The sequence below is a fragment of the Staphylococcus pseudoxylosus genome, assembly GCF_044794325.1.
Classification (GTDB): Bacteria; Bacillota; Bacilli; order Staphylococcales; family Staphylococcaceae; genus Staphylococcus; species Staphylococcus pseudoxylosus.
Genome location: NZ_CP085024.1, coordinates 2,099,518 through 2,112,433 on the forward strand (window position 1 = coordinate 2,099,518; position 12,916 = coordinate 2,112,433).

General features: G+C 32.7%; 11 protein-coding genes. 3 read left to right on the forward strand and 8 right to left on the reverse strand.

Annotated elements, in window-relative coordinates:
* Positions 1–247: 247 nt before the first annotated feature.
* From lepB (LG295_RS10005) to LG295_RS10020, 4 genes are all read right to left on the reverse strand, one after another.
* Positions 248–841 (reverse strand): signal peptidase I, encoded by a 594-nt coding sequence (gene lepB, locus LG295_RS10005; protein ID WP_107530112.1) that lies wholly within the window; start codon positions 839–841, stop codon positions 248–250.
* 18 nt (positions 842–859) lie between these two features.
* The gene (gene lepB, locus LG295_RS10010; RefSeq protein WP_107558161.1) at positions 860–1,378 is read right to left on the reverse strand and encodes a signal peptidase I; all 519 of its coding nucleotides are present in this window, start codon (positions 1,376–1,378) and stop codon (positions 860–862) included.
* A gap of 4 nt (positions 1,379–1,382) precedes the next feature.
* On the reverse strand, positions 1,383–1,958 hold the full coding sequence (locus tag LG295_RS10015; protein ID WP_107530114.1) for a TVP38/TMEM64 family protein: 576 nt from the start codon (positions 1,956–1,958) through the stop codon (positions 1,383–1,385).
* Positions 1,959–2,435: 477 nt separating this feature from the next.
* The gene (locus tag LG295_RS10020) at positions 2,436–3,767 is read right to left on the reverse strand and encodes a glucose-6-phosphate isomerase (protein ID WP_107558160.1); all 1,332 of its coding nucleotides are present in this window, start codon (positions 3,765–3,767) and stop codon (positions 2,436–2,438) included.
* A gap of 339 nt (positions 3,768–4,106) precedes the next feature.
* Here LG295_RS10020 and LG295_RS10025 point away from each other — a divergent pair, with 339 nt between their 5' ends.
* From LG295_RS10025 to LG295_RS10035, 3 genes are all read left to right on the forward strand, one after another.
* Positions 4,107–5,312 (forward strand): argininosuccinate synthase, encoded by a 1,206-nt coding sequence (locus LG295_RS10025; protein WP_107555666.1) that lies wholly within the window; start codon positions 4,107–4,109, stop codon positions 5,310–5,312.
* Positions 5,302–6,678, forward strand: coding sequence for an argininosuccinate lyase (gene argH, locus LG295_RS10030; protein WP_107558159.1), 1,377 nt, complete (start codon positions 5,302–5,304; stop codon positions 6,676–6,678). The genes LG295_RS10025 and argH overlap by 11 nt, the downstream gene beginning before the upstream one ends.
* A gap of 228 nt (positions 6,679–6,906) precedes the next feature.
* Entirely contained in the window at positions 6,907–7,881 is a 975-nt protein-coding gene (locus LG295_RS10035) for a glycerophosphodiester phosphodiesterase (RefSeq protein WP_107558158.1), read from the forward strand.
* A 102-nt stretch (positions 7,882–7,983) separates the two neighbouring features.
* Here LG295_RS10035 and LG295_RS10040 read toward each other — a convergent pair whose 3' ends face one another.
* From LG295_RS10040 to LG295_RS10055, 4 genes are all read right to left on the reverse strand, one after another.
* A complete protein-coding gene (locus LG295_RS10040; RefSeq protein ID WP_107530119.1) occupies positions 7,984–9,228 on the reverse strand; it encodes a Glu/Leu/Phe/Val dehydrogenase in 1,245 nt (414 codons plus the stop codon).
* Between the two features lie 110 nt (positions 9,229–9,338).
* The gene (locus LG295_RS10045) at positions 9,339–10,529 is read right to left on the reverse strand and encodes an ornithine--oxo-acid transaminase (RefSeq protein ID WP_017722340.1); all 1,191 of its coding nucleotides are present in this window, start codon (positions 10,527–10,529) and stop codon (positions 9,339–9,341) included.
* 436 nt (positions 10,530–10,965) lie between these two features.
* Positions 10,966–12,099: an NADH-dependent flavin oxidoreductase gene (locus tag LG295_RS10050; RefSeq protein WP_318833050.1), complete on the reverse strand. Its 1,134-nt coding sequence runs from the start codon at positions 12,097–12,099 to the stop codon at positions 10,966–10,968.
* 486 nt (positions 12,100–12,585) lie between these two features.
* Positions 12,586–12,813, reverse strand: a complete 228-nt coding sequence (locus LG295_RS10055; RefSeq protein WP_107558498.1) for a DUF6007 family protein — start codon at positions 12,811–12,813, stop codon at positions 12,586–12,588.
* Between the last annotated feature and the right edge of the window lie 103 nt (positions 12,814–12,916).

Consider the following 12,916-nt stretch of genomic DNA (forward strand, 5'->3'; position numbering starts at 1 on the left):
AAATTAGAATATGGCTTTACTGTAAATTTGATTATTTGTTAGTAGTTTATAATAAAAATAGGATCGAGACACAAATAGTTATCTCGATCCTTTTTCTATACGCTTTACAATAGCAACTGATATTGTACATATTATTGTTAGTCAATATACACTGTTCTAATTTTCGAACGTTTACTTTATTAATAAGTTAGGGCAATAAAACCTTATTTGATTAACAAAATTTCACTGCCCTACGCTCAATATTTTACTATTCATATTTTGTATCTGGATTAAATCCAAATTTCATTTCGCTTAACGGCCAAAAACTGAATGATACTTTACCAACAACTTGGTCTTCGTCAATTAAACCAAACGAACGACTATCTTTACTTACTTCACGGTTATCCCCGAGAACAAGTAATTTACCTTCTGGGATTTTATTTTTATCTTTTACTTTTTCTACACCTTCAGATTGTTCGTTCATCTCTTTTGTTGTAAAACTACCAGTTATATAATTATAATCTTTATGTTTTTCATTATAATCTAAGTACGGTTCGTCTACTTTTTTACCATTAACAAATAACTGATCTTCTTTATATTCGATGTTATCACCTGCTGTACCAATAACACGTTTGACATAATCATTATCCTTAGTTGCATGGAAGACAATCACATTACCTTTTTCAACATCTCCAAATCTTTGGCCAATCAAATTGACAATAACGCGTTCCCCATCTTTTAATGTAGGATCCATAGAGTCGCCTTTAACTGTATATGATTTTCCCACGAAGTTAACAATTAGCAATACTAAGGCCACTGCAACAACGATGGACACAATCCATTCTACGATTTCTTTTCTCAATTCCTTCACCTCGTTTATTTAATTAAAAGTCACTGTAAATTTTTCAAACGGATAATATCTTAAACTTGTATTGCCAATGATATCTTTCTGATGCACGAAACCTAATGTTCTTGAATCGTTTTTATTATCACGATTATCATTAAGTACAAAGTAAGCATTCGGCGGAATAATATCACTTTCAGAATCTTTGATGTTTCTAAGTGACAAGTTATTGATGTTATTGTTTGTATAAGGTTCATTTACTTCTCTATCATCTCTGTACAATGACCCGTCTTTAAATGAAATAGATTGTCCAGGTTTTCCGATGATTCTACTAAACTGGATTTCTTTTCCGTTACGATACATAATAATATCATTATTATCTAAAAAATTAAATGTCGTTTTTATCTTATTAACAATAACGCGATCATCTTGCTTTAGATTTGGAGCCATTTTATCATCTTTTATAACTGATCCTGTAAGTACAAATGCCTGAATCAATAGTACAATAATAAGCGCAAATATTATGGAAATCAAATGTTTTAATAATTTTCGCAAGTTGTCACTCCTCTGACGAATGCATAAAATGTTTCTCTAGTTTTCTACCAACGAGCCATACCACAGCAATTACTACCACTATTGTTATCAGCCTTATCGGATTAGTAAAAAGTGTTGTAATATCATTACCTAACCAACCTACAAGACCAATCATTATAAACTTAGATGCAATTAATACAATTAGATAGGCATGCGCTTTAATATGGGATAAACTTGCTACAATATTAACTAAAGCACTTGGTGTAAATGGAAAGCACATTAAGATAAAAATAGGTATGACACCCTTTCTATCAATAAAATGTATTAAACGTTGAACTGATGTCCGTTGCTGAATTTTTTGCATATATTTTGTATGTGTTAATCTTCTAAAAAATAAAAATACAATATAACTTCCAGCTACAGTGCCTAACCAAGCTAATAAAGTACCAACGAACCAACCAAATGCATTAACGTTTACAATTACAAACACAATGATTGGTAAAATAGGAATAAAAGCCTCAATAAATGGTAATAGAAATCCTGCGATGTATCCTAAACTCCCAAATATATCAAACCAATACTGTACTTGTTCCTCTGTCATCAAACCCATCCTCGTCATCACTATTCTTTATAATTATAAGTGTAAAGTTGCTTTTTTAAAACTATAAAGCGTTCTATATAATATAAATCAGTCTTAAGAATGACCTGCTTTCGAAACCCAGATTGAATGACTATCTACGGTTTCAATATAGCACTAATTTTAAAGAGCGTGAGCAAAATCATAACCACTGTAATGTTGACTTTGAGTCAAATCAGCTTGTTAAATACGCCTGTGTATACATATTAGAAAAAGAGAGTGTGTGAAAGTTTTTAAATTATTAAAACTTTCACACACTCTCTTTGCCAAAGATGACTAAAGCCGAAAAAATAAAAACTTCACCTGAGTTGTATCTCATACATAAGTGCCCCTATCTCAATATAATGATAAAGGCTGAGACAATTAATTGTCCCAGCCTCCTCAAAATACAAATTTAACATCAACATAATGTTATATACTATATAACATTATGTTGAAAAATTATAAACGGTTTTCTAATTCTTCTTTTTTATCTTCAAAACCTGGTTTACCTAATAAAGCAAACATATTTTGTTTGTATGCTTCAACTCCAGGTTGGTTAAATGGATTAACACCTAATTGATAACCACTCATAGCACATGCTAATTCAAAGAAGTAAACGATATAGCCAAATGTCTCTTCATCTAAACGAGGAATATTGACAACAATATTAGGTACGCCACCATCAGTATGCGCTAATAATGTACCTTCAAATGCTTTCGTATTTACTTCGTCTATAGATTTACCAGCTAAATAATTTAAACCATCTAAATTATCACTATCTTCTTCGATGGTAATATCATGTTTAGGATTATTAACTTTCACAACGGTTTCGAATAAGAAACGACGACCTTCTTGAACATATTGTCCAAGTGAATGTAAATCTGTTGTATAGTTAGCGCTAGAAGGATAAATACCTTTATAGTCCTTTCCTTCAGATTCGCCAAATAATTGTTTCCACCACTCATTAAAATATTGCATTGATGGCTCATAGTTAATCAACATTTCAGTGTCATAACCTTTTGCATATAAAACGTTACGAATTGTTGCATATTGATACGCAATATTTTCTTCTAAATCTTCTGAAGACAATTCTTCACGTGCTTTTGCAGCACCTTCCATCATTGTTTTAATATCAATACCCGCAACAGCGATTGGCAATAAACCAACTGCAGTTAATACTGAATAACGGCCACCTATATCATCTGGCACGACAAATGTTTCATAACCTTCATTAGTTGCAAGTTGCTTTAATGCACCTTTTTCTTCATCTGTAGTAGCAAAGATACGATTTTTCGCTTCTTCTTTACCATATTTATTTTCTAATAATTGTTTAAACAATCTAAATGAAACTGCTGGTTCAGTCGTAGTACCTGATTTAGAAATAACATTCACTGAGAAATCCTTACCATCTAAATAGTCGATTAACTCTTGTGTATATGAAGAAGATAAATGATTACCTACAAAGACGATTTCTGGGTATTCATTACTATTTCTAAATGATGATGTTAACATTTCGATAGCCGCGCGTGCACCTAAATACGAACCACCGATACCAATTACTACAAACACCTCTGAATGTTTTTTGACACGTTTTGAAGCTTCTAAAATACGCGAGAATTCTTCTTTATCATAGTCTACAGGAAGATCAATCCACCCAAGGAAGTCACTACCAGCGCCAGTTCCTTCATGAATTGTTTTGTGAATTGACTTAACTATATCTTTTTGTTGCTGTAATTCATGTTCGCCGAAAAATTCTAAAGTTTTACCATAATCTAATTGAATATGAGTCATTTTGAATTGCCTCCAGTGTTTTTAATTTCATCATTATTTTACTAAGTTTATTTTGAGTATTCAAACAACTAGCCTATATTATATTGATATTTTACTTATTAAAGCGTTAAATCACTCAACACCCTCAATTGATTATTCATTATTTTATACAAAGACAAACATCCTACAAACCTACAAAAACCCTTAAAATAGGTAAAAAGAAACGAAAAACATAATGAACCCTATATATCTTTGTATATTTATGTATAAAAGTGGTTTTATTTTCATTTACTTTCTGCTATACTAATCAATATCAAATTCTTATTAATAAATTATAAAAATTCAATTGAGGTGGAACTTATGAAAGAGAAAATAGTATTAGCATATTCAGGTGGTTTAGATACAAGTGTGGCAGTAAAATGGTTATTAGATAAAGGTTATGACATCGTAGCTTGTTGTTTAGATGTCGGCGAAGGTAAAGATTTAGACTTAGTGCATCAAAAAGCGTTGGATATGGGTGCAATCGAATGTCATATCATTGATGCTACAGAAGAATTTAGTGAAGATTTCGTATCCTATGCAATTAAAGGTAACTTAATGTATGAAGGTACATATCCGTTAGTTTCTGCATTATCAAGACCATTAATTTCAAAAAAATTAGTTGAAATTGCTAGCAAAACAAACGCAGTTGGTATTGCACACGGTTGTACTGGTAAAGGTAATGACCAAGTACGTTTTGAAGTAGCAATTAAAGCTTTAGATCCTGAATTAAAAGTTTTTGCACCAGTAAGAGAATGGGCATGGAGCCGTGAAGAAGAGATTGACTATGCAATCAAACATAATATCCCAGTTCCAATCCAACATGATTCTCCTTATTCTATCGACCAAAATTTATGGGGAAGAAGTAATGAATGTGGCATACTTGAAGACCCTTATGCTGCACCTCCAAAGGATGCATTTGACTTAACAAACGAACTAGAAGACGCACCAGATGTAGCTGATGAAATTGTACTTTCTTTTGAGAAAGGTATACCAACAGCTTTAGATGGCACACCTTATAAACTTAGCGAACTTATTTTAGAGCTCAATAAACTTGCTGGTAAACATGGTATTGGCAGAATCGACCATGTTGAAAACAGACTTGTTGGTATTAAGTCTAGAGAAGTTTATGAAACACCAGCAGCAGAAGTAATTGTCAATGCTCATAAAGCACTTGAAACAATTACGCTCACTAAAGATGTTGCACACTTTAAACCAGTGATTGAAAAACAATTTTCAGAACAAATTTATAACGGTTTATGGTTCTCACCTTTAACAGATAGCCTCAAAGTATTTGTAGATAGTACGCAAGATTATGTAACTGGCGATGTACGTCTTAAATTATATAAAGGTAACGCTATTGTTAATGGAAGAAAGTCACCACATACACTTTATAATGAAAAATTAGCTACTTATACAAAAGAAGATGCATTTAATCAAGAATCAGCAGTTGGCTTTATTGATATCTTTGGCTTACCAACTAAAGTAAACTCTATGTTACATGGTGGATACAAAGATGAGCAGTAAAGCTTGGGGTGGTAGATTTAGTGAGCAACCAGAAGCATGGGTTGATGAATTCAATGCTTCTATACACTTTGATAAAACATTAATCAAATATGATGTTCAAGGTAGTATTGCTCATGCAACTATGTTGGCCAAACAAGATATTATTTCTGATTCAGACTGCGATCAGATTATTGAAGGTTTAAATGCCATTTTAGCTGATTATGAACAAGATAACTTAGCACTGGATGTCTCATTGGAAGACATCCATTTAAATATCGAACATGAATTAATAAAACGTATTGGTGATGCTGGTGGTAGATTGCATACCGGTCGTAGTAGAAACGACCAAGTTGCAACTGATATGCACTTATATACAAAAGCAGAAGTATCTCAATTAATCGATTTAATTATTTCGTTTCAACAAACAATTGTAAAAATTGCCGAGTCTCATGTAGATACAATCATGCCTGGTTATACTCATCTCCAAAGAGCTCAACCTATTTCATTTGCCCACCACATCTTGACGTATTATTGGATGCTAGAAAGAGATAAATCACGTTTTCAAGACAGTTTGAAACGTATTGATATCTCTCCACTAGGTGCTGCTGCGTTAAGTGGTACTACTTATCCAATAGATCGTCACGAAACACAGTCATTATTAGACTTTTCAGCTGTTTATGAGAATAGTATGGATGCCGTTAGTGATAGAGATTATATTGTTGAAACACTGCATAATATTTCATTAACAATGGTTCACCTGTCACGTTTTGCAGAAGAAATTATTTTCTGGTCATCTGCGGAAGCAAACTTTATTACATTATCAGATGCATTTTCAACTGGTTCTTCAATTATGCCACAGAAAAAAAATCCTGATATGGCTGAATTAATCAGAGGTAAAGTTGGACGTACAACAGGTAATTTAATGAGTATGTTAATGACGCTTAAAGGGTTACCTTTAGCATATAATAAAGATATGCAAGAAGATAAAGAAGGTCTATTTGATGCAGTGCATACACTAAAAGGTTCCTTACGTATCTTTGAAGGAATGATTGATACGATGACTGTAAATGTAAATCATTTACAGGAAACTGTATACAATGATTTTTCCAATGCAACAGAACTTGCTGACTACTTAGTCAACAAAGGGGTCCCTTTTAGAAACGCTCATGAAATTGTTGGTAAAATCGTACTTTGGGCAATTCAGCATAACGTATACTTATTAGATGTACCTTTAGCACAGTATCAAAGCGCCCACGAAAGTATCGAATCGGATATATACAATTATTTAAAACCTGAAAATTGTATCAGCCGTAGAATAAGTCACGGTTCTACTGGACAAGAAGCTGTAAAAAAACAATTAGAAATTATAAAACAAAACTTAAATTAAAATTTTTGCACGGATACCCTATTTAATAGGTGTGTCTGTGCTTTTTTTATATGATAACCCAAGCGCAATATTTCTATATGGTTAAAATATTGTAATAGCATTCATTGATTGTATGTAATGTTAAAATTAATTTTTTATAGTTTAAATTAGAATATTGTAAATACTATTTTCAATTTAAGTTTTTTTATGTAATGTAAAAAGAAAGTTCATATTAAGGAGTGACAGCTTGTGAAACATTCGAATAAATTTTTGATTTCAAGTATAGCAATATTGGCTTTATCTGGTATAGGGAGCTCAACAATTACTGAAGCATCTAGTAACGACCTTGGTGTCAACAACCAAAATGAAAATACTTCAGTTCAAACAGTTAATGAGAATAATAAATCAGATCAACAAAATTGGATACATAATCTAACTGGCGAGAAATTCACAACAATTGCACATAGAGGTGCTAGTGGCTATGCTCCAGAACATACATTTTACTCATACGACAAAAGTCATAACGCTATAGGCGCATCATATATTGAAATTGATCTGCAAATGACTAAAGACGGTCACCTAGTAGCCATGCATGATGAAACAGTTGATAGAACTACCAATGGAACCGGTCGAGTTGATCAGTATACACTTAAAGAATTAAAACAACTTGATGCTGGAAGTAAGTTTAATGAACAAAATCCACAATATGCTAATTCAAATTATAAAGGTGCAAAAGTACCAACATTAGACGAAATATTAGAACGTTATGGCACTGATGCCAATTATTATATAGAAACAAAATCTCCTGATGTATACCCTGGTATGGAAGAAAAATTATTAGATACACTTAATAAACATCAATTATTAAATGAACAATCTCTCAAAAAAGGTCATGTGATGGTTCAATCATTTTCACAAGAAAGCTTACTTAAAATGAAAGATTTAAATTCAAATGTGCCACTTATAAGATTATTAGACAAAGGTGAACTACCAAATATGTCACAACAAGATTTGAATTATATTAAACAATATGCCATCGGTATCGGTCCTGAATATACAGATTTAACTAAGCAAAATGTTGCTAATCTTAAAGATACTGGATTTCTAGTTCATCCTTTCACTGTAAACGAAGTAGCAGACATGGAAAGACTTAATGACTATGGCATCGATGGATTATTTACAAATTATCCCGATTTATATAAACAAGTCATCAATGAACAATAACTGATAACTTACCTTTAATATTTTATTTATATAATCCAAAAAGTCCGAGGCATCTAATGATGTCTCGGACTTTAAACTTACTATTATTATTCAAATATTTATTTATGCCCATCCACGGTAACGTGCTGCTTCTGCAGTACGCTTGATACCAACAATATAAGCTGCTAAACGCATATCAATCTTTCTGTTTTGAGCTAATTCGTAAATGGTATCAAATGCTGTTGTAAGTTTTTCACGCAATTTCGTGTTTACTTCTTCTTCAGTCCAATAATAACCTTGGTTATTTTGTACCCATTCGAAATATGAAACAGTTACACCACCAGCACTAGCTAATACATCTGGAACTAGCAACTTACCACGTTCAGTTAAGATACGAGTACCTGCTGGTGTCGTTGGTCCATTTGCCGCTTCAACCACAATATCAGCTTTAATGTCATGTGCATTTTCTTCAGTAATTTGATTTGCAATTGCTGCTGGCACAAGAATGTCACAGTCAATTTCAAATAATTCTTTATTAGAAATTGTTTCATCAAATAGATTAGTCACAGTTCCAAAGCTATCTCTTCTATCTAAAAGATAATCAATATCTAATCCTTCTGGATCATGTAAAGCGCCGTAAGCATCAGAGATACCAACAATTGTTGCTCCCATATCATACAAGAATTTCGCTAAGAAACTGCCCGCGTTTCCAAATCCTTGTATAACAATACGAGAACCTTTAAGTTCTAAACCTTTTCTTTGTGCTGCTTGTTCAATAGCAATAACAACACCTAACGCAGTCGCACGGTCACGTCCTTGCGAACCACCTAACACGATTGGTTTACCAGTGATAAATCCTGGTGAATTGAATTTGTCTAATGAACTATATTCATCCATCATCCATGCCATAATTTGAGAGTTTGTAAATACGTCTGGTGCTGGAATATCTTTCGTTGGTCCAACGAATTGAGAAATTGAACGCACATATCCACGAGATAAACGTTCGACTTCGTGAATACTCATTTGACGTGGATCACAAATAATACCACCTTTACCACCACCATATGGTAAATCAACAATGCCACATTTCAATGTCATCCACATTGATAATGCTTTAACTTCTTCTTCGTCCACATCTGGATGGAAGCGTACGCCACCTTTTGTAGGTCCAACAGCATCATTGTGCTGCGCACGATAACCAGTAAAAGTTTGAACAGTACCATCGTCCATGCGCACAGGAATTCTAACTTGAAGGAATCTTAAAGGTTCCTTTACTAAATCATACATCCCATCATCAAATCCCAGTTTGTGCAATGCTTCTTTAATAATTTGTTGCGTCGAAGTAACTAAATTATTATTCTCAGTCATGATTCATTTCGCCTCTTTTTCGTTACTAATGATTTCGCTTTCATGATAATTGTAACATAAGATTTTCCTTTTTAAAGGGTTTTCAAAACATATGTTACAGAACTGTGAATTTACTCAAAAACGCTTCTAATTTTATCTAATGCAAAGTCTAATTCTTCTTTAGAAATAATGAGTGGCGGTGCAAATCTAATGACCGTATCATGCGTTTCTTTACATAATAAACCTTTTTCTTTTAATGATTCACAATAAGGTCTCGCTTCCTCATTTAATTCAACACCAATAAACAAACCACGTCCTCGTACTTCTTTAATTGATGGATGATTTATTTTTTCTAATTCTTCTTTGAAATAGTTACCTAATTCTAATGAACGCCCTGGTAAATCTTCGTCAATGATTACATCTAATGCTGCGTTTGAAACCGCACAAGCTAGTGGATTACCACCAAAAGTAGAACCGTGAGACCCTGGTGAGAACACACCAAGTACTTCTTCGTCAGCTAATACTACAGATATTGGTAATACGCCCCCACCTAATGCTTTACCTAAAATGTATACATCTGGTTTAACGTCATCCCAGTCCGTAGCAAATAATTTACCTGAACGTCCTAAGCCAGCTTGAATTTCATCAGCAATAAACAATACGTTATGTTCATCACATAGAGCTCTTATTTCTTTTAAATAACCCTCAGGTGGAACATTAATACCTGCTTCACCTTGTATTGGTTCAATTAAAATTGCTGCTGTATTTTCTGTAATAGCATTTTTAACAGCTTCAATATCACCAAAATCTACCTTACGGAATCCATCTAATAATGGACCATAACCACGTTGATATTCTGGTTCTGATGATAAAGATACAGGTGCCATTGTACGACCGTGGAAGTTACCATTGAAAGCAATAATCTCTGCTTTATCTGGGTCTATTTTTTTAACATCGTAAGCCCAACGACGAGCTGCTTTTAAAGCTGTTTCAACTGCTTCAGCACCCGTATTCATTGGTAAAGCTTTAGCTTTTCCTGAAAGCTTACAAATTTTTTCATACCATTCACCTAGATTTTCACTATGAAATGCACGTGAAACTAAAGTAACTTTATCTGCTTGATCTTTCAATGATTGAATAATCTTTGGATGTCTATGACCTTGGTTTACAGCTGAATATGCTGACAACATATCCATATATTTGTTACCTTCTGGGTCTTTAACCCAAACACCTTCAGCTTCCGATATAACGATTGGAAGCGGTACATAGTTTTGTGCTCCATAATGATTTGTTACTTCAATGATTTCTTCTGATCTTGACATGATATCTCCCCTTTGTAAAAATTTAAGAGTAAAATGACTCTTAAGTAATACTCATTCATAGCATAACGTATTTATCGATTAACTGAAACTATTTTCTAAAAATGCTTGGACTTTATGTAACAAACACTTTTATATCAGTTAAATTAGCGTAAATAATAAAATTATAAAACACTAAAATACCATTGTAAGCCCTTACATACATAATGACACATTTACTCATGCTAATACAAGACTATTTTGTTAATTTTAGTATTTAATTATTTTTTATTATTATTGCACGAAATTGCATATTTAATTATATTTTCTATCGTTTTCCTTATAAATTTTGCTTTTATAAATACAAGCGTGAATTTACGATTATTTCATAAAGTTATATAGTATTCGAGGCCGAAACATATCGTTGATGTTTCGGCCTCGAATAGTGTTATAAATGTTATTATTTATTATCTGTTCTTGGTAATGGATAAAACCCTTTATTGAATTGTTCCCAAAGTTTAGGTGGTAAATGATGTCTGTCTTTTCTATTTGGATCAAAGTGTGAAATAATTTCATCTTCTTTACCATCTTTAATTTTACTTATAAAGTTATGGTCTAACAATATTTCTCTGCCTAATGCAACAAGTTCAACGTTAGTAGATTCAATCGCTTCAAGCGCTTGTTCCGCAGTAAAAATAGAACCGATACCTACTAAAGGCATGCGACCATCTATCCACTCTAATAATAATTTAATTCGTTCTTGGCCTGCATATTTACCTTCACGTGTTTCTGAATGTATATCCATTAGTGAAACATGTAAATAATCTAAAGGCTTATCAATTAAGTGTTTTACTAAAGATTCGGTAATTTCCATACTTATGCCAGGTGATTCTGCTTCTTCAGGTGAAAATCTATAACCTACAATAAAGTCTTCATTACCATATTGTTGAACTGTTTCCGTTACTTCATCAACAACGTTTAATGCAAATTTCAAACGGTCTTTGCCCCACTCATCTTCACGGCGGTTATAATAAGGTGATACAAATTGATGAATTAAGTAATGATTGGCACCATGGATTTCAACACCATCGAATCCAGCTTCTATAACTCTACGAGTCGCTTCGCCGAATGCTTTAATAGTTTGCTTAATTTCATCTTCTGTAATTTCACGTGCATGATGTTCTTCTTGCTCACCAAAACTTTTTAGTGAAATTGGCGTTGGTGCAGCTACATCTCCATTTGGCGTTAAATTCGGTAATGATTGTGCGCCACCATGATGAATTTGGACGACAGCTTTTGCGCCGTTTTTCTTCATAGCTTGAGCTAGACGTTTTAATCCATCAATATTTGAATCATGTGCTACAGATGGTTGTCCAGGAAATGCTTTCCCTAAATCTGTAACATTACTAGCAGCTGAAATAGCTAAGCCAACATCTTTTGAACGTTGTTCCATATAAACAACTTCCTCATTTGAAATAGATCCGTCATCATTTGATGAAACGTGCGTAAGTGGTGCTAAAACAAATCTATTATCTAAAACTACTTTATTAGGTAATGTTAATTTTTCAAAAAGTGGTTGAAACTTTTTATTCATTTTACTTTTCCTCCTATGCGTTAAAACATTCGAAAATCTTTAAAACACTTAAAGTTCGTAGTGCTTTTATAATTCTAACTATAATAATCTGATATATAAATAAATATGCTCACGCATATATTTCTGCAATTTTCCAAAGTTAGCTTCTAAATTGTTGTTTTTAAATCCTTTATTATATGAACACTATAAATAAAGGTCCCCTCTAAAAAGTGCTCCTCACAAATTATGAAGCACGCTTCAAACTGTCGACACAACCTCCAATTTTGTTGACAATTTTTGTGTACGCTATCCACAGACACTGCCTCAGCCTATAATCTTCGACTAATGCTATTCCTACAGGAGTCGTCCCAAATCAATTGATAATAATGACAACTTCGCTCTGAAATAACACAGTTATTTTGAAAAACAACCATACAAATATAAATAAACAAACCTTATGTGAACTAACTAAGGTTTGTTTATTCTTTGAAACGCTCCTCATTATTTTTAGTCATATATAAAAGGATTATTTCTGTGGCTTATTATTTTTATAAGGTTTTTTATTGAAAAAGATAAAGAAGACAACCCTATAGATACTAAAATAATAATTAATACATTTAGCAAAATACTTATAAAATTATAAGTGGGTAAATATATGTCTAGGAAAAAAAGAGGGATTAGGAAAACCAAATCTAACCAACCTAAACCATTCATTGCTTCTTTTAAATCATTCATTCTCTCACCTTCTTTATATCTACGAATAAAATATGTCTTATCATTACTTCAATATTTTTCGACAAATGTTTTAAACATAACCATTAAAAATCACCCTATAAAT

Coding starts and splice junctions, on each gene's coding strand:
- LG295_RS10015 (WP_107530114.1), bottom strand. CDS start 1,958: ATGACAGAGGAACAAGTACAGTATTGGTTTGATATATTTGGGAGTTTA.
- LG295_RS10020 (WP_107558160.1), bottom strand. CDS start 3,767: ATGACTCATATTCAATTAGATTATGGTAAAACTTTAGAATTTTTCGGC.
- LG295_RS10025 (WP_107555666.1), top strand. CDS start 4,107: ATGAAAGAGAAAATAGTATTAGCATATTCAGGTGGTTTAGATACAAGT.
- argH (WP_107558159.1), top strand. CDS start 5,302: ATGAGCAGTAAAGCTTGGGGTGGTAGATTTAGTGAGCAACCAGAAGCA.
- LG295_RS10040 (WP_107530119.1), bottom strand. CDS start 9,228: ATGACTGAGAATAATAATTTAGTTACTTCGACGCAACAAATTATTAAA.
- LG295_RS10045 (WP_017722340.1), bottom strand. CDS start 10,529: ATGTCAAGATCAGAAGAAATCATTGAAGTAACAAATCATTATGGAGCA.
- LG295_RS10050 (WP_318833050.1), bottom strand. CDS start 12,099: ATGAATAAAAAGTTTCAACCACTTTTTGAAAAATTAACATTACCTAAT.
- LG295_RS10055 (WP_107558498.1), bottom strand. CDS start 12,813: ATGAATGATTTAAAAGAAGCAATGAATGGTTTAGGTTGGTTAGATTTG.